At 71.5% G+C, this 16,936-nt stretch carries 14 protein-coding genes; 8 read left to right on the top strand and 6 right to left on the bottom strand.

The genetic code is table 11. The features are described from left to right. Window positions 1-37: 37 nt before the first annotated feature. A complete protein-coding gene (locus ACFPZ3_RS38790; protein ID WP_379519340.1) occupies window positions 38-1,435 on the bottom strand; it encodes a sensor histidine kinase in 1,398 nt (465 codons plus the stop codon). Window positions 1,436-1,443: 8 nt separating this feature from the next. After that, window positions 1,444-2,166 (bottom strand): response regulator transcription factor, encoded by a 723-nt coding sequence (locus ACFPZ3_RS38795; RefSeq protein ID WP_379519341.1) that lies wholly within the window; start codon window positions 2,164-2,166, stop codon window positions 1,444-1,446. A 99-nt stretch (window positions 2,167-2,265) separates the two neighbouring features. Here ACFPZ3_RS38795 and ACFPZ3_RS38800 point away from each other — a divergent pair, with 99 nt between their 5' ends. Continuing rightward, window positions 2,266-3,081 (top strand): phosphotransferase enzyme family protein, encoded by an 816-nt coding sequence (locus tag ACFPZ3_RS38800; RefSeq protein WP_379519342.1) that lies wholly within the window; start codon window positions 2,266-2,268, stop codon window positions 3,079-3,081. Here the strand turns inward: ACFPZ3_RS38800 and ACFPZ3_RS38805 are convergent. Genes ACFPZ3_RS38805 through ACFPZ3_RS38815 form a run of 3 tightly spaced genes read right to left on the bottom strand, consistent with a single transcriptional unit; the run spans window position 3,017 to window position 6,195 of the window. After that, window positions 3,017-3,925: a carbohydrate ABC transporter permease gene (locus ACFPZ3_RS38805; RefSeq protein WP_379519343.1), complete on the bottom strand. Its 909-nt coding sequence runs from the start codon at window positions 3,923-3,925 to the stop codon at window positions 3,017-3,019. The two genes, ACFPZ3_RS38800 and ACFPZ3_RS38805, sit on opposite strands and share 65 nt — an antisense overlap. Before the next feature lie 3 nt (window positions 3,926-3,928). Then, the gene (locus ACFPZ3_RS38810) at window positions 3,929-4,843 is read right to left on the bottom strand and encodes a carbohydrate ABC transporter permease (RefSeq protein WP_379519344.1); all 915 of its coding nucleotides are present in this window, start codon (window positions 4,841-4,843) and stop codon (window positions 3,929-3,931) included. Then, complete coding sequence (locus tag ACFPZ3_RS38815) at window positions 4,840-6,195, bottom strand: extracellular solute-binding protein (protein ID WP_379519345.1); 1,356 nt, start codon at window positions 6,193-6,195, stop codon at window positions 4,840-4,842. The genes ACFPZ3_RS38810 and ACFPZ3_RS38815 overlap by 4 nt, the downstream gene beginning before the upstream one ends. Before the next feature lie 364 nt (window positions 6,196-6,559). Between ACFPZ3_RS38815 and ACFPZ3_RS38820 the strand changes: the two genes are divergently transcribed. From ACFPZ3_RS38820 to ACFPZ3_RS38840, 5 genes are all read left to right on the top strand, one after another. Continuing rightward, the gene (locus tag ACFPZ3_RS38820) at window positions 6,560-9,109 is read left to right on the top strand and encodes a glycoside hydrolase family 3 N-terminal domain-containing protein (protein WP_379519346.1); all 2,550 of its coding nucleotides are present in this window, start codon (window positions 6,560-6,562) and stop codon (window positions 9,107-9,109) included. After that, window positions 9,093-10,115, top strand: a complete 1,023-nt coding sequence (locus ACFPZ3_RS38825) for a LacI family DNA-binding transcriptional regulator (RefSeq protein WP_379519347.1) — start codon at window positions 9,093-9,095, stop codon at window positions 10,113-10,115. The genes ACFPZ3_RS38820 and ACFPZ3_RS38825 overlap by 17 nt, the downstream gene beginning before the upstream one ends. A 56-nt stretch (window positions 10,116-10,171) precedes the next feature. After that, window positions 10,172-11,239, top strand: a complete 1,068-nt coding sequence (locus ACFPZ3_RS38830) for an NAD(P)-binding domain-containing protein (protein WP_379519348.1) — start codon at window positions 10,172-10,174, stop codon at window positions 11,237-11,239. A gap of 134 nt (window positions 11,240-11,373) precedes the next feature. Next, on the top strand, window positions 11,374-12,996 hold the full coding sequence (locus ACFPZ3_RS38835) for a serine/threonine-protein kinase (protein ID WP_379519349.1): 1,623 nt from the start codon (window positions 11,374-11,376) through the stop codon (window positions 12,994-12,996). 110 nt (window positions 12,997-13,106) lie between these two features. After that, complete coding sequence (locus ACFPZ3_RS38840) at window positions 13,107-14,090, top strand: coiled-coil domain-containing protein (RefSeq protein ID WP_379519350.1); 984 nt, start codon at window positions 13,107-13,109, stop codon at window positions 14,088-14,090. Here ACFPZ3_RS38840 and ACFPZ3_RS38845 read toward each other — a convergent pair. Next, window positions 14,087-15,568 (bottom strand): sugar ABC transporter ATP-binding protein, encoded by a 1,482-nt coding sequence (locus tag ACFPZ3_RS38845; protein WP_379519351.1) that lies wholly within the window; start codon window positions 15,566-15,568, stop codon window positions 14,087-14,089. The genes ACFPZ3_RS38840 and ACFPZ3_RS38845 overlap by 4 nt on opposite strands. A gap of 460 nt (window positions 15,569-16,028) precedes the next feature. Between ACFPZ3_RS38845 and ACFPZ3_RS38850 the strand changes: the two genes are divergently transcribed. Both ACFPZ3_RS38850 and ACFPZ3_RS38855 read left to right on the top strand, forming a co-directional pair. After that, complete coding sequence (locus tag ACFPZ3_RS38850) at window positions 16,029-16,433, top strand: hypothetical protein (protein WP_379519352.1); 405 nt, start codon at window positions 16,029-16,031, stop codon at window positions 16,431-16,433. Beyond that, complete coding sequence (locus ACFPZ3_RS38855; protein ID WP_379519353.1) at window positions 16,414-16,935, top strand: DUF6879 family protein; 522 nt, start codon at window positions 16,414-16,416, stop codon at window positions 16,933-16,935. Before ACFPZ3_RS38850 ends, ACFPZ3_RS38855 begins: the two co-directional genes overlap by 20 nt. Window position 16,936: the final 1 nt, after the last annotated feature.

Raw genomic sequence — 16,936 nt, forward strand, 5'->3', positions numbered from 1 at the left:
GTGTGAACGCGGCCCAAATGAAAGGTGAACGAGCGGCTCAGGCGGGTCCCCGCACGGGCAGCAGGACGCGGAAGGTCGTGCCGTGGCCGGGCCTGCTGTTCGCCTCGATGCGGCCGCCGTGCGCCTCCACCAGCGCCGCCGCGATGGCCAGCCCCAGGCCGGTGCCGCCGTCGTTCCCGTCGCGGTAGAAGCGGTCGAACACGTACGGCAGGTGGTCAGGCTCGATTCCCGGCCCGTCGTCGCGTACCTCGACGGCCGCCATGGACCCGGCCCGCTGCACCAGCACCCGTACGGCCGTCCCCGGCGGCGTGTGGGCGACGGCGTTGGTGACCAGGTTCGCGACCACCCGGTGCAGGCGGTGCTCGTCCCCGGTCACCCGCACCGGGCGTTCGCCCAGCGCCAGCTCGATGGGACGCTCCGGATCGCGCGCCCGCGCCCCGTGCACCACGTCGCCCGCGATGACGTGCAGGTCCACCTCCGTCAGGTCCAGCGCCCGCTCCTGGTCCAGCCGGGCCAGCAGCAGCAGGTCCTCCACCAGGACCCCCATCCGCTCGGCCTCGCCCTCGATGCGGCTCAGGATGCGCGCCACGGCCGGGTCAGGCTCGCTCCTGCCGTGCCGGTACAACTCCGCGAAACCCCTGATGGAGGTCAGCGGCGTGCGCAGCTCGTGGGAGGCGTCGGCGAGGAAGTGGCGCAGCCGCCGCTCGGAGCGTTCACGCTGGTGCAGGGCCTCACCGAGGCGGCCGAGCATGACGTTCAACGCGCTGCCGAGCCGCCCGGTCTCGGTACGCGGGTCGCTGTCGGACACCCGCCGGTCCAGCTCGCCCGCCGCGATCGCGGTGGCCGTGCGCTCCATCCGGGTCAGCGGGCGCAGGCCGAGGCGCACCACGACGAGGGCCACCGCCCCCAGCAGGGCCAGGACCAGCGCGCCCGCCGCCGCCTCGATGAGCAGCAACTGCCGCACGGTGCTCCGGTTGTCCGCCAGGGAGATCGACACCGCGGCCCGGTTGCCGTCCGGCATGCCGACCACGATCGTGCGCCATTCGCCCGTCCCGGACCTGGCGGGCACGGTGAAGGGGGCCGGGGGAACGGCGGAGACCGCTTCGGCCGGGATGGCGGGGCCGTCGCCGTAGTCGGGCAGGCGGCGTACGACGGCGCCCGAGGCGGTGAAGAAGGCGACGCGGAACTGGGTGGGCAGCTCCACGTCGTCGCGGCGCGGCGGCCGCACCGGCGCGCCCGGCGGCGGCCCCTTCATGAACGTGGCGGCGAAGTCGGTGAGCTGGGTGTCCACCCGCGAGGTCAGCGACCGGTCGAGCAGCAGCACCCCCGCCGCCGCGAACGCCGCCAGCGCCGCCGCCGACAGTCCCAGCAGGGCCGCCAGCAGCCGGTGCCGCAGCGGCCAGGCCCGGCCCATGGGCTTCAGCGGACCCCTCATCGGCCTCTTCATCGGCCCCGGTCCAGCAGGCTCTGGTCGCGCAGCGAGTAGCCGACCCCTCGCAGGGTGTGGATCAGCGGCGGCCCCTCGACGTCGATCTTGCGCCGCAGGTAGCTGATGTAGGACTCCACGATGCGGCTGTCGGTCCCGAACCCGTGGTCCCACACGCGGTCGAGGATCTGGGACTTGCTGATCACCCGTTCCGCGTTGATCATCAGGTAGCGCAGCAGGGCGAACTCGGTCGGCGACAGGTGCACGCGCCGCCCGGCCCGCCGCACGACGTGCGTCTCCTCGTCCAGCTCCAGGTCGGCGTAGCGCAGCAGCCCGTCGTCGCAGGACTCCTCGCGCGGCCCCGTACGCCGCAGGATGGCCCGGATGCGCAGCACCACCTCCTCCAGGCTGAACGGTTTCGTCACGTAGTCGTCGCCGCCCGCGCTCAGCCCCGCGATCCTGTCGGCCACCGTGTCACGCGCGGTCAGGAACAACACCGGCGGCCCGCCGCCGTCCGGCCGCAGCCGCTGCGCCACGGCGAACCCGTCGAGGTCGGGCAGCATCACGTCCAGGAGAATGAGGTCGGGGCGCTCCCGGCCGACCGATTCGAGCGCCTGCGTGCCCGTGGCGGCCGTGCGCACCCGGAACCCGTTCAGCTCCAGGGCGTCGAACAACAACTCGCGGATGTTGGGCTCGTCGTCCACCACGAGCACCACGGGAGGTCTGGGCCCTACGTCCATGAGCCTGTTCTATCCGGTCTACCTGGGAATCCGGTTAAAAGGGGACGCAAAGGCACGGCGTCGCGTGGCACACTGGCCAGACGCGATCAAGGAGGTGCGGTGCCCGGCGAAGAGGTGCTGACCGGCGGCGGCGTCAACCACGTGGTCAGGGTGAACGACACCGTACGCAGACCGGTAGGCCCTTGGACCCCGGCCGTGCACGCCCTCCTCCGGCACCTGGTCGCGTGGGGGTTCACCGGCGCGCCCAAGGGTCACGGGCTCGACGCGCGGGGCAGGGAGGTCCTCGACTTCGTGCCCGGCGAGACCGCCGACTATCCGCTGCCCGGCTGGGTGCGCACCGACGAGGCCCTGGTCGCGGTGGCCCGGCTGCTGCGCGAATACCACGACGCCACCGTCGCCTTCCCGGTTCCCGCGGACGCCGCCTGGTACTTCCCGCCGGTCGAACCGGCCGAGGTGATCTGCCATGGGGACATCGCGCCGTACAACTGCGTGTTCAGGGACGGGCTGCCGGTGGCGTTCATCGACTTCGACACGGCGCACCCCGGGCCGCGGGTCTGGGACGTGGCCTACGCCGCCTACCGGTTCGTGCCGCTCAACGACCCGGGCCATGACGGCGCGTGCCCGGTGGAGGAGCAGGCGCGGCGGCTGCGGCTGTTCGCCGACGCGTACGGGCTCGGCGACGACGACAGGGCGGCGCTGGTGGAGACGGCGCGGGCGCGCCTCGCGCACCTGGTCCGGTTCATGCGCGAACGGGCCGCCGCGGGCGACGCGGCCTTCGCCGGCCACGTCGCCCGGGGGGACGACCGCTTCTACGAGACGGACATGGCGCACCTGGCCACGTTCGACTGGGTCACTTCCCGAACCCCGCGGTCAGACCGGCCAGGAGCTGACGGCGGCCCACCACGTACAGGATGAGGATGGGCAGCGTGGTGAGCACGACCGAGGCCAGCACCGCGGGCACGTTGATGCTGTACTGACCCTGGAACGACCACAGCGCCAGCGGCAGAGTGCGCTTGTCGGGGCTCTGGGTGAGGATCAGCGGCAGCAGGAACCCGTTCCAGATCTGCAGCGCGTTGTAGACCGTCACCGTCACCACGGCCGGGCGGGTCAGCGGGAACGCCAGCCGCCACATCGTCACCTGCTCGCTCGCGCCGTCGATCCGCATCGAGTCGAACAGTTCCTTCGGCACGTCCCTGATGAAGTTGGCCAGGATCAGCACCGACAGCGGGATGGCGAAGGCGATCGACGGGAGGATCAGCGCCAGCAGGGTGTCGTACAGGTGCAGCCGGATGATGATCAGGTAGATCGGGATGACCGTGGCCTGCAGCGGGATGGCCAGGCCCATGAGGAACATGGAGTTCGTCCAGCGCAGGAACCGGCTCTTCCTGCTCGCCCGCACGATCGCGTACGCCGCCATGAAGCTGAACAACACCGCGGGCACGACGGCGCCGAGCGTGGCGATGACGCTGTTGAGGAAGTACTGCGGGAAGTCCGCCTCGATGACCATCCGGTAGTTGGCCATCGTCGGCTCGGCCGGCGGCACGAGCGGATTCTCCGCGTAGTACCTGCTCTGCGACTTGAAGCTGGTGACGACGATCCAGTAGATCGGCACGATCACGATCGCCAGCCAGATGACGCTGGTCAGGCCGGCCAGATAGTTGGGACGCTCGCTGCTGCGGCGGCGGACCCTGCGGCGGTGGCGGGGCTCGGACGGGGGAGCGGCGGCGAGCTCGGGGGCCCTGGTGGGGACGGTCGTCATGCGTCAGGCCCCTTCGAGCTGGCTTTGGCTGGCGTCGCGGCCGCCGATCCGGCGCAGGAGCAGCGCCAGGACGAGGCCGACGAGAACGAGGATGACCGCGATCGCGCTGGCCGGGCCCATGAGGTTGGCCTGGAAACCGCGCTTGTACATGTCCAGGGCCAGCACCCGGGTGGCGTCACCCGGGCCGCCCGCGGTCAGCACGAAGATCAGGTCGAAGAAGGTCAGCGAACCGACGACCATGAGGGTCGAGGAGGTGATGATCGTGTACTTGAGCTGCGGCAGGGTGATGCTGAAGAATCTGCGGACCCGGCCCGCGCCGTCCAGCTCCGCGGCCTCGTACATGGAGCGGGGGATCTGCCGCACACCGCCCTGGTAGATCAGCGAATGGAACGGGATGTACTGCCAGGAGACCACGAAGATCACCACGCCGAAGGCCAGCACCGGATCGCCCAGCCAGTCCTGCACCAGCAGCGGGATCTGCAGCCCCGCGCCGAGCCCGAAGTTCGGGTCCAGCAGCGCCTTGAACGTGATCGCCAGGGCCGCCGAGCTGAGCAGCAGCGGGACGAAGTACACCACCGACAGGACCGCGCGGTAGCGCTGGTGCCCGGCCAGGAACACGCCCATGAGGATGCTCGCCGGCGTCTGGACCAACCACGACACGGCCATCACGAGGAAGGTGATCCAGAGCGCGTGCGGCAGGCCGGGATCGCTCAGCACGGCCCGCCAGCTGTCGAACCCGGTGGCGTGGATGTCGCCGAGCCCGTCCCAGGAGGTGAAGCTGAGAACGAGGACCCCGAGCAGCGGGATTATGCCGAACGCGGCGAAGAACAGCAGCGCGGGGATGGCCAGCCACCCGAGTGAGCCGCCACCGCGGCCCGCGTGTCCCGCGGGCCGGGTGGTGGTCGTGGCCGCGCTCACTTGCCGATGACCGCGTTCATGTTGGTGGCGAATTCCTTCGGCGAGATCGACAGCTGGAACAACTTGGAGATGTTGTCCAGCAGCACCTCGGCGGCGGTCGGGCTGAGCGCCTGGTCCCAGGACTGGGCGAAGGTCTTGGCGTTGACGGCGATGTCGTAGACGAAGTTCAGGAAGTCGGCGTCCTTGGAGCCGGCGAATTGCGCGTTGGCGCCCTTGACGATCGGCACCGCGCCGGTCCCGACCCACTCCTTGACCGCCGTGTCGCCCATCAGCTCGGTGGAGAAGAACTTCTTGGCGATTTCCTTCTGCTCGGCGGTGGCCTTGGAGGAGATCGCGATGTACTGGCCGGGGTTGCCCACAGTGTTGCCGGGGTCGCCCTTGCCGCCGTCGATCGGCGGGAAGTTCATGTAGCCCAGGTTGCCGCCGGAGACGAAGTCGCCGCCGTCGGTGGACATGCTGCCGTAGGTCCAGCCGCCGTGCAGCATCATCGCGGCCTTGCCGGTGTAGAGCAGCGCCTGGTCGGCGTTGGAGTCGGCGGTGATCGAGGAGAAGCCCTTGATGAACCCGTTGGCCTTGATCAGCTCCTGCATCTTGCCCAACGCGTCGATGGCGACCGGGTTGTTCCAGGCGTCCTTCTCGCCGTCGAACACGGCCTGGAAGATCTCGGGGCCGCCCTGGCGGTCGAAGAGGAACTCCAGCCACATCATGTTGGTCCAGCGCGACTGCCCGCCGAGCGAGAACGGCGCGATGCCCTTGGCGTTGAACTTCGGAACCAGGTCCATGATGTCGCCCCACGACTGGGGCGGCTGCGCGCCGATCTTCTCGAAGGCCCGCTTGTCGTAGTAGAGGACGATGGGCTGCATCGTCTCGCAGGGCATCGCGTAGACCTTGCCCTCGATGGTGGCGGCGCCGAAGGACGAGGGGAACAGCTTGTCCTTGAGCGCGGCGTTCTGGTCGAACCACGAGGTCAGGTCCTCGACCTGGCCCGCCTGCACGTAGCTGCGCAGCCCGCCGCCGCCCCAGCCCCAGATCAGGGTGGGCGCCTGGCCGGCCCCGATAGCCGTCTTGATCTTCGTCTTGAACGCGTCGTTCTGGAACGTGGTGCCGGTGATCTTGCCATTGGGGTTGGCCTTGTTGAACCGCTCCATCGTCCTGGTGCGCACGCCTTCCTGGGGCTGCGTCGACAGGTACCAATAAGTGGCGCCGCCACCAGCGTCGCCGGTGGCGGCGGCGGTGCCGCCCGCGCCGGTCTGGGTGGGGCCTGAGCTGCCGCACGCGGCGAGCGCGGCTCCCAGGGGAAGCCCCATGGAGAGGCTGAGGAAATTGCGGCGAGAGGTAGTCCTGGACTCCACGCTGATCTCCGTACTCGAGTGCCGCGGGCTGGGGATGCGGCTCGTTGATCACTGGATGCGATGGCCGGCGGTCGTGGATCGGCATCGTACCGATGCCACGGGTCCACTCCTCCTAATGTCAGCTCATCGAAACATTTTCGACATGACCGCGGGGTTCGCCAATCTAGGTTTCGGCAATAAAGGTGTCAAGACCTTGTCGATCAGGCAACCACTGGATTTCCTGAGTGTCACGTGTAATGTACTTCCGCGCGCACCTTTAGCTGGTGTTTCGATAGAGCGGAAGGTTTCGCGCGGAGGTCGTCCAAGGCGTCGAAACATTTCGAAAACTTGCGACCGCACCGCACCTCTTTAAGGAGTGCAGTACATGACGGCTCTAGATCGGACCCCCACGGCGGACAGGGCTCTGCGCCCATGGCAGGACCCGGCGCTCGCCGTGGCCGACCGAGTCGACGCCCTCCTCGCGGAGCTGACCCTGGAGGAGAAGATCGGCCAGCTCGGCAGCCGGTGGATCGGCAACGACATGTCGCAGGCCGAGCCCGGAGCCGCCGAACCGGCGGACGCCGAGACGCTGAACGTGGCGCCGATGCAGGACGTGTTCGCCGCCTCCGGGACCGTCCCGCTGGAGGAGGCGATCCGGCACGGGCTCGGCCACCTGACCCGCGTCCACGGCAGCGCCCCCGTCACGGCCGCGCAGGGAGCCGCGGAGGTCGTCCGGTTGCAGCGGGCCGTCGTCGAGCAGTCCAGGCTGGGCATTCCGGCGATCGTGCACGAGGAGTGCCTGACCGGGTTCACCACCTACGGGGCGACCGTCTATCCGGCGGCCATCGCGTGGGCGGCCACGTTCGACCCCGGGCTGGTGGAGCGGATGGCCGCCGCCATCGGGCGGGACATGGCGGCCGTGGGGGTGCACCAGGGATTGTCGCCGGTGCTGGACGTGGTGCGCGACTACCGGTGGGGGCGCGTCGAGGAGACGATGGGGGAGGACCCGTACCTGGTCTCCATGCTCGGCGCCGCCTACGTGCGCGGGCTGGAGAGCGCCGGGATCATCGCCACGCTCAAGCACTTCGCCGGCTACTCCGCCTCGCGCGCCGCCCGCAACCACGGGCCGGTGCCGATGGGGCGGCGGGAGCTGATGGACATGGTGCTGCCGCCGTTCGAGACGGCCATCGCGCTCGGCGGGGCCCGCTCGGTGATGAACTCCTACGCCGACGTGGACGGTGTCCCGGCCGGAGCCGACTCCTGGTTGCTGACCGAGGTGCTGCGCGAGGAGTGGGGGTTCACCGGGACCGTCGTCTCCGACTACTGGGCCGTGCCGTTCCTGGCCACCATGCACCGGATCGCCGCCGACCCGGCCGAGGCCGGCGCCCAGGCGCTCAGCGCCGGGATCGACGTCGAGCTGCCCGACACGCTCGGATTCGGGCAGCAGCTGGCCGGGCGGGTGCGGCGCGGCGAGCTGTCAGAGGCTCTGGTGGATCGGGCGGCGCGCCGGCTGCTCACCCAGAAGGTGCAGCTCGGGCTGCTCGACCCGGACTGGACGCCGGAGGGCTCGGTCGCGGGGGCCGCCGCCGTGGATCTCGACTCGCCGGGCAACCGGGCGCTGGCCAGGGAGCTGGCCGAACGGTCGGTCGTCCTGCTCGACGCGGGGACCGTCCTGCCGCTGCGCGGGCCCCTCGGAGACGGGCGCACAGAGCCGCTTGACGGAGGGCCCGCCGCGTCGCCTGACGAGGGGCGTGCCGTGGTGCTTGACGAGGGGCGTGCCGTGGCGCTTGACCAGGGGCGTGCCGTGGTGCGCCGGATCGCCGTCGTCGGGCCCGCCGCGCACGACCCGCGCACGTTCATGGGCTGCTACGCCTTCCCCAACCACGTCTCGCCCCGCCACCCAGGGCTCGGGCTCGGCATCGAGGCGCCCACTCTCCTCGACGCGCTCACCGCCGAGCTGCCCGGCGCCGAGATCCGCTACGAGCGGGGCTGCGACGTGCGCGACGACGACCGCTCAGGGTTCGCCGCCGCGGTGGCCGCCGCCCGCGAGGCCGACGTGTGCGTGGCCGCGGTGGGCGACCTGGCGGGCCTGTTCGGGCACGGCACCTCGGGCGAGGGCTGCGACGCGGAAGACCTGCGGCTGCCGGGGGCGCAGGCCGGCCTGCTGGCAGAGCTGGCCGCCACCGGCACGCCGCTGGTCGTGGTCGTCGTCTCCGGCCGCCCGTACGCGCTGGGCGAGGTGCACGACTCGGCCGCCGCGCTCGTACAGGCGTTCATGCCGGGCGAGGAGGGCGGCGCGGCCATCGCAGGCGTGCTGTCCGGCCGCGTGCAACCGGTGGGCAGGCTGCCCGTGCAGATCCCGCGCGGTCCCGGCGGGCAGCCGGGCACGTACCTGCAGCCGCCGCTGGGCGCCGACAGCCACGGCATCAGCAACCTCGACCCGAGCCCGCTCTTCCCGTTCGGGTACGGCGCCTCCTACACCACCTTCGAGGTCGCGGACCTGCGGATCAGCGACGCCGAGGTGCCCACCGACGGCGAGTTCACCGCGGCCGTCACCGTCCGCAACACCGGCGGCCGGAGCGGGGAGGAGGTCGTCCAGCTCTATCTGCACGACGTCCTGGCCCAGGTCACCCGGCCGGTACGGCAGCTCGCCGGATTCGCGCGGGTCCGGCTGGCGCCGGGCGAGAGCGCCGACGTGCGCTTCCTGGTGCACGCCGACCGCACCGCCTTCACCGGCCGCGACCTGCGCCGCGTGGTCGAGCCCGGCGAGGTCGAGGTGCTCGCCGGGACGTCGGCTGCGGACCTGCCGTGCCGCGGCGTCGTACGACTGACCGGGCCGTCCCGGCACGTCGGCCACGACCGGCGGCTCCGCACGCCCGCCGAGGTGGAAGGGGCCACAGCACGGCAAGGGGGTGCCGATGCCGGCCGGCCCTAGGCGCGCCACACTGGCCACCGTCGCGGCCTCGGCCGGGGTGTCGGTCGCCACCGTCTCCAAGGTGCTCAACGGCCGCAGCGACGTCTCGCCGGCCACCCGCTCACTCGTGCAGTCGCTGCTGCAGCAGCACGACTACGTCGCGCCCGCGCCGCGCCGCGAGCCGACCGGGCTGGCCACCGTCGAGGTGCAGTTCGACGCCGACCTCAACGCCTACTCCACCGAGATCATCCAGGGTGCGGTGGAGGCCGGGGCGGAGGCGGGGGTCGGGATCGTCATCAGCATGAGGAAGGGCGCCGACCGCACCACGACCTGGGCTCGCGAGCTGGTCGCGGCCGGCCGGCGCGCGTTGATCGCCGTCACCAGCGAGCTGACCTCCGGGCAGCCGGGCGCGCTGGCCAGGGCGCGGTTGCCGCTGGTCCTCATCGACCCGCTCAACCTGCCGCGCACCCGCGTCACCAGCATCGGCTCGACCAACTTCGCCGGGGGCCTGGCCGCCACCCACCACCTGCTCTCCCTGGGGCACCGCCGCGTCGCCTACATCGGCGGCCCGGCCACCGCCGCCTGCAACCAGGCGCGGCTGCACGGCTACCGCGCCGCGATGGAGGCCGAGGGCGCGCCGGTCCTGCCGGGCTACGTGCGCTCCGGCCACTTCCGCTACCACGACGGGGTGGAGGGCGGGGCGGCGGTGCTCGGCCTGCCGCGCGCGCCGACGGCCATCTTCGCGGGCAGCGACGAGATGGCGGTCGGGATCATGGAGGCGGCGCGGGCCCGGGGGCTGCGCATCCCCGAGGACCTCAGCATCGTGGGGTTCGACGACACCCAGATCGCCCAGGTGACCTCGCCGCCGCTGACCACCATCCGGCAGCCGCTGCGCGAGATGGGCGGCGTCGCCCTGCGCACGGCGCTGCGGCTGGCGGCGGGCGAGAGGATCGACTCCCATCACGTGGAGCTGGCGACCGAGCTGGTGGTACGTGGCTCGACGGCCCCGGTGCCTGGACGGTCCTGACAGCCGGGACCCGCGGGCCGGGAAGATCGGCGGCGCCGTCGTGGTTGCAGCCTGTCGTGGAGCTGAGCGAGGTCGTCGTGATCGGCGCCGGGCAGGCGGGGCTGTCCAGCGCGTACTTCCTGCGGCGGTTCGGGTTCGAGCCGGTCGTGCTGGACGCGGCCGAGGGCGCCGGAGGGGCGTGGCGGCACCGCTCGCCGTCGCTGACCATGGACAAGGTGCACGGCGTCTTCGACCTGCCCGGCGTGCCCCGGCGGCCGGACGGTGACGGGCGCAGGCCCGCCGCCGAGGCGGTGCCCGCCTACTACGCCGGTTACGAGCGGGAGACCGGGCTGGAGGTCGTGCGGCCGGTCCGCGTCACGGCCGTGCGCGACACGGACCTCGACGCAGGCCGTGACGCGGGCGACCGGCTGGTGGTCGGGACGGACGCGGGGGAGTGGGCGGCCAGGGCCGTGGTCAACGCGACCGGCACGTGGACGCGCCCGTACTGGCCGTACTATCCGGGCGCGGCCGCCTTCGCGGGCAGGCAGCTCCACTACGCGCACTACCGGGGGCCGGAGGAGTTCGCGGAACGGCGCGTGGTCGTGGTGGGCGGCGGGGCGGCGGCGATGCACGTATTGTCGGAGCTCTCCGGGGTGGCCGCCTGGGTGACCCGGCGGCCGCCCGTCTTCAGGGACGACGACTTCGGCGAGGAGGCCAGGCGGGAGGCCGTGGCCAGGGTGGAGGAGCGCGTCCGCGCCGGGCTGCCGCCGCAGAGCGTCGTCAGCGCGACCGGCCTCGGCTACAGCGCCGTCGTACGCGAGGCGCTGGCCAAGGGCGCGCTGAACCGGCTGCCGATGTTCGACCGGATCACCGGGCACGGGGTGGCGTGGGACGGAGGCGCGTCCGTCGAGGCTGACACGATCATCTGGGCCACCGGTTTCCGCTCGGCGCTCGACCACCTCGCCCCGCTGCGCCTCAGGGAGCCCGGTGGCGGCATCCGCGTGGACGGCACCCAGGTACTCAGGGAGCCCCGGCTGCAACTGGTCGGCTACGGCCCCTCGGCCAGCACGATCGGCGCCAACCGCGCGGGCCGCACCGCCGCCCGCAACGTCCGCGCCCTCCTGGCCGCCCGCCTCGCGGCCTGAAACCTACTATCCGAGGTAGTAAAAATACCGATTGCGGCACTGCTGTGGTCACTCCGGCGAAGGGCCTCGACACGCGGTGTGACGCCGGGATAGCGTCCTGACATAAGGATCTTTATCCGGTCAGGAGGTCCCACATGGAGGTTCCCGGCTACACCGAGATCCGGGAACTCGGCCACGGCGGGACCGGCCGGGTGATGCTCGGCGTACGGGACTCCGACGGGCTGGCGGTCGCGATCAAGCACCTGTCCGAGCCGTTGCGCGACGACGTGCGATTCGTCGCGAGGTTCCGGGCGGAGGCCCTGGTCATCCGGGAGATCGACAGCCCCCACACTGCCCGCCTGCTGGACTACGTCGAGAGCGGCGACGACGCCGTCATCGTCATGGAGCTGGTGGACGGCGTCACGCTGCGGCGGCTGCTGGAGCACGAGGGCGCGACCGGCGCGGAGGCGGCGCTCGTGGTGCTGAAGGGGGCCCTGCTCGGCCTGGCCGAGGCCCACCGGCACGGGGTCGTGCACCGTGACTTCAAGCCCGAGAACGTGATGATCACCCAGGACGGCGACAGCAAGCTCGTCGACTTCGGCGTGGCCGCGCACTTCGGGGAGACGGCGGCGCTCGTCGGCACCCCGTCGTACATGGCGCCCGAGCAGTGGGACGACGCCCCGGCCGGCCCGGCGACCGACGTGTACGCCGCCAGCCTGGTCTTCTACGAGTGCCTGGCCGGCCACCGCGCCTTCCACGGCGAGAACGTGGCCGCCCTGGCCTACCAGCACCAGCACGTGCCGCCCCCGATGGAGGACATCGAGGAGCCGCTGCGCCCGCTGGTCCTGCACGGCCTGGCCAAGGACCCCGGCGGCCGGCCGGAGTCGGCGGAGGAGTTCCTGAGCGAGCTGGAGGAGGTCGCCCGGGAGACGTACGGGCGTGGATGGGAGCTGCGGGGACGGACCGGCCTCGCCATCCTCACCGTGCCGCTGGCGGCCCTGCTGCCGAACCCGCCGCCGGTCGCGGACGGGGGCGGCGCCACGAGCCTGTTCCACAACACGGTGTCGCCGGTGGGCAAGTTCGCGGTGACCGGCGGGCTGGTGCTGGCGACCGCGGCGGCGGTGGCGTCGGCGTTCGTGATCCTGGGCGGCTCGCCCGAGCCGGAGAGCGGCACCGCCCTGCCGCCCGCCCAGCCGCCCGCCACCTCGGCCCCGCCGTTCACCCCGGCCCCCGCCTCGCCGACGCCGCAGGAGCCGACCCCCTCGCAAGCGGTGCCCACGCTGAGCGAGCCCATCACGCTCTCCCCGCCCGTGAGCTTCGTGAGCCGGCCGACCTCGGACCCCACCGGAGGACCGCCGACGAGCCGGCCGACCCGCGAGCCGACCCGCCGGCCCACCCGGGAGCCGACGCGCGAGCCCACGCGCGAGCCGACCAGGCAGCCCACCCGCGAACCGACGCGGGAGCCCACGAGGTCCAGCGAGCCGCAGCCGAGCACCCGGCCGCCCACCACGCGGCCTCCGGACGACCCGCCCGCCACCCGGCCGCCGGCGACGAGCGCGCCAGAACCCGCCCCGGCCCATAAGCCGCTGCTCTCCGTCTCGGTGAGCGTGTCGCTCGGCCTGCCGCTGCTCGGCGGCGACGGCGACGGGCTGGTGGACGCCGACATCGGCCTGGGCCTGGGCACCGGCCTGCTGGGGTTCGTGGTGGTGCCGGGTTCGGTGCTGGCCGGACGGCAGATCGTGGTGCGCAGAGTACGCAAAGGTCGCGAAAAGCGGTGAATTGCGTGCCGGGAGGCATGATCCCTACTATCGTGCGTCGAATAGAGGGTGTCCCCCGGCCTGAATAGCTGACGACCGGAACTGCCCTGAGGCTCGGGCAGAGGAGAAGAGTGGCGGCTGCGTCCCCCACCCACCGGTCGCGCTGGCCGGTCGTGCTTTTCACCCTGGCGCTCCTGCTCCACACCACCCCGGCCCAGGCCGCCCCGAAGCCCACGGTCAAGCAGCTCAAGAAGGAACTGGCCGCGCTGCAGAAGGACTCCGACAAGCTCATCACCGAGTACTACAACAGCCGCATCGCCCGCCAGAAGGCGGAGCAGAGCGAGAAGGCGGCCCGCGAGAACCTCGCCGCCGCCCAGGAGCTCTACGACCAGCACTCCACCGAGCTGCGCGCCATGGCCCTCGCCCAGTACATGGGCGGCGAGCCCGGCCAGATCGCCCTGCTCACCAGCGGGCAGGACCCGACCACGCTGCTCGGCCGGATGGCGCTGACCCAGCACCTGATCGACGCGCAGGACGCCAGACTGCGCGGCTACGCCCAGGTCAGGGACGCCCGGCAGCTGGCCGAGGACGAGGCGTCGGCCCGCGCGGACGAGCTCGACGGCACGGTGGAGGAGCTGGACAAGCGCAAGAAGAAGGCCGAGAAACAGATCGAGAAGATCAAGGACAAGATCGACCAGCTCTACACGGCGCCGGGGATCCGGCGTCCCGACGGCACGTGGGTGCCGCAGCTCCCCGAGGGCGCGGACAACATCACGCCCCGGATGCGGCTGGTCAAGCAGCTCATCCAGGAGCGGTTCGAGGTGCCGTACGGGATCGGGTGTTACCGGGTGATCCAGGACGGCGGCGAGCACCCGCTCGGGCGGGCCTGCGACTTCATGCTGAGCAGGGGCGGCGCGATGCCGGCGGGGGAGGAGCTGAAGCGCGGCGAGCAGATCGCCGCCTGGGCGATCAAGAACGCCAGACGACTGGGCATCCTGTACGTGATCTACCGCCAGCGCATCTGGCACGCCAGAACGGGCTCATGGCGCACCATGTCCGACCGTGGCGGCACGACGGCCAACCACTACGACCACCCGCACGTCTCGGTCTACTAGTCCTTCGCCAGGGCTGCCAGCAGCCGGTCCTCGGTGACCTCGGTGCCGGTGAGCTGCTCGGTGATCGCGCCGTCCCTGAGCACCACCACGCTGTCGCAGTTCCCGGCCAGCTCGGCCACGTCGGAGGAGATCAGCAGGATCGCCAGGCCGTCCACGGCCAGCTCGTCCAGCAGCACCTGCATCTCCAGCTTGGTCGCCACGTCCACGCCCCTGGTCGGCTCGTCCAGCAGCAGCACCCGGGGATGCATGGCCAGCCACCTCGCCAGCAGCACCTTCTGCTGGTTGCCGCCCGACAACTCCCCGGCGGGCTGCCGGGGCGAGACCGCCTTGATGCCCAGCCGCCGCATGAACGTCGCCACGATGTTGTCCACCTGTGCGTCCGACACGATCCCCGCCCGTGACAGGCGTGGCAGGGCGGCCAGGGCGATGTTGTCGCGTACCGACAGGGTCGGCACGATGCCCTCGGTCTTCCTGTTCTCCGGCACCAGGCCGATCCCCGCGCGTACGGCGCTCCTGATCGACCACTTGCGCGCGGACGCCCCGGCCACCGTCACCTGACCCGCGTCCACCGGCAGCACACCCGCGATCGCGCGGGCCGTCTCGCTGCGGCCCGCGCCGAGCAGCCCGCCCAGCCCGACCACCTCGCCGGCCCGCATCTCCAGCGACACCCCGTCCAGCATGTGGTGGCGGGTCAGGCCCTTGGCCTCCAGCACCGGCACATCGGCCGGCACGTCCGGCTCGCCCGCCTGGAGCGGCGGCTCGACGGGATGGAAGGGGCGGCCCAGCATGAGCGAAACCAGTCGCAACCGGTCGAGCCCGGCCAGCGGTCCCGTGTGCACGACCCGGCCCTCGCGCAGCACCGTGACACGGTCGCAGATCCCGTACAGCTCCTCCAGCCGGTGCGTCACGTAGACGACCGAGCGGCCCTGCTCGCGCAGCCGGGTCACGGCCCCGAACAGGGTCCGCAGCTCGGCGTGGTCCAGCGCCGTGGTGGGCTCGTCCATGATCACCAGGCGGGCGTCCGCGGAGGCCGCCCTGGCCAGAGCCACGATCTGGCGGGCGCCCTCGCCCAGCGAGCCGAGCGGGCGGCGCACGTCCACCTTCAGTCCGTACGCGGCCAGCATCTCCTCGGCGCGGGCGTGCACGGCCGTGGAGTCGATCAGCCCGAGGCGGCCCCGTGGCTCCCTGCCCAGGAGCAGGTTGCGGGCCACGCTCATGGTCGGGACGAGGTTCGTCTCCTGATGGATCGTGGCGATCCCGGCGCGCTTGGCGTCGGCCGGTCCGGCGAACCTCACCGGCTCGCCGAGGAAACGCAGCTCGCCCGCGTCCGGCTGGTGGACGCCCGAGAGCACCTTGACCAGGGTCGACTTGCCGGCGCCGTTGCCGCCCACCAGGGCGTGCACCTCGCCGGCGCGTACGGACAGGGTGACGTGGTCGAGGGCGGTGACACCCTGGAACGCCTTGAGAACGCCAGCCACCTGTAGCACGGTTGCCTCCGCCTCGATCGTGGTCCAGGAAGGAAACGTTCCAGTAACGACCCTGTCACATTCGATCAGAACCGAACACCCTGAAGCCCCTCGGGCGCCCGGCGACTGCATGGCCTTGCATGGGGGGCGCTGCGCGCACGGGATTCCAGACAGCGCTTCCCAAGGGGGGCCGACGGCCCCCCTTTCGAACCCCCGACAAGCCCGCTCGCTCGCGCTCGCCGAACCCGCCCGGGCCCCGGTTACACGGTGGGCCGGCGGGACCCCACCCCAAAGCGGTTCTCGCTGATCGCTCGGGCTGACTGCCCGGGGGCTCGCTGACGCTCGCCTCTGGATCCGCTGACCAGCGTTACCTCCGGCCAGTGAGTCCCTACGTACCCCTTGACGGAGCGAACCATCGCACGCATGCTCAGTGTTGCGAGCAATCTCAAGCAAACTGTGTCAGGAGCTCAGCATGGCACTACGGTTCCTCGGCAAGGACACGAACTCCGTGGGCGGCGATTCCCCCACCGTCTACGCCACTGACCACGACACCTTCATCATCCAGGGGTGGGTTGCCGACGACCCCGATCTACGCGCGAAGGCCGCCCTCGAACCAGATCAGGACGTCGTAGAGATCCCGTTCAACCTGTTCGGCCACTTCGCCAAGGACGGCTTGTCCGGCATCGTCACCAACTGGTCTCCTCCCGTCGTCCACGTCACCGAACGCCAGACGTGCTTCATCCGGGGCTCCCGCGTCACCGACCCCGAGACGCTGGTCACCATGGACATGCCCGGGCATGAGAGCTGCGTCGAGGTGCCGCGGGCCGCCGTCGCCGCCTTGCTCCAGGAGGAGGGGCATGGAGTTCATCACGTCTGACCAGCGCGACGAGCTGTTCGAGTCATTCCGGTGCGAGGCGTTCCACCTGGAGTTGCGCGACCACTACGGCGTGCCCGGAGAGGAAGGGCCGTTCGCCCGCTGGCGGCGAGGTGTACCGGATGACCTGGGATGGCTCCAACCATGGCTGGCCCGGGTTCGGGCGGCCACGTCCGCCGATCGGATCGTACGGCGGGTCCGCGTGGTCACAGAGCCGGTCAGCGACTACATACGATGGGAGCACGCTGTTGCTCCGACCAATCTGGAGGCCGGTGAGGACATCCGCTGGTTGCCGCGCCATCGCCTGTCCCGACTCGAACTGCCGATGAGCGGCGCCGACTGGTGGCTGTTCGACGATCGATTGCTGGCGGTCGGCCGGTTCGACGACGATGGCCGTGTGCTCGGCTCCGAACTCGTCACCGACGCCGCCGTGGTGGCACGGTGCGCAGAGGTTCGCGATCTGCTGTGGGCGCAGGCTGTTCCTCACGACGAGTACAAGATCTGAA

Source organism: Nonomuraea insulae (assembly GCF_042656245.1).

Excerpts from the sequence above, each read along its gene's own strand:
- ACFPZ3_RS38790 (WP_379519340.1), bottom strand. The coding sequence starts at position 1,435 with ATGAGGGGTCCGCTGAAGCCCATGGGCCGGGCCTGGCCGCTGCGGCAC.
- ACFPZ3_RS38795 (WP_379519341.1), bottom strand. The coding sequence starts at position 2,166 with ATGGACGTAGGGCCCAGACCTCCCGTGGTGCTCGTGGTGGACGACGAG.
- ACFPZ3_RS38805 (WP_379519343.1), bottom strand. The coding sequence starts at position 3,925 with ATGACGACCGTCCCCACCAGGGCCCCCGAGCTCGCCGCCGCTCCCCCG.
- ACFPZ3_RS38820 (WP_379519346.1), top strand. The coding sequence starts at position 6,560 with ATGACGGCTCTAGATCGGACCCCCACGGCGGACAGGGCTCTGCGCCCA.
- ACFPZ3_RS38825 (WP_379519347.1), top strand. The coding sequence starts at position 9,093 with ATGCCGGCCGGCCCTAGGCGCGCCACACTGGCCACCGTCGCGGCCTCG.
- ACFPZ3_RS38835 (WP_379519349.1), top strand. The coding sequence starts at position 11,374 with ATGGAGGTTCCCGGCTACACCGAGATCCGGGAACTCGGCCACGGCGGG.
- ACFPZ3_RS38850 (WP_379519352.1), top strand. The coding sequence starts at position 16,029 with ATGGCACTACGGTTCCTCGGCAAGGACACGAACTCCGTGGGCGGCGAT.
- ACFPZ3_RS38855 (WP_379519353.1), top strand. The coding sequence starts at position 16,414 with ATGGAGTTCATCACGTCTGACCAGCGCGACGAGCTGTTCGAGTCATTC.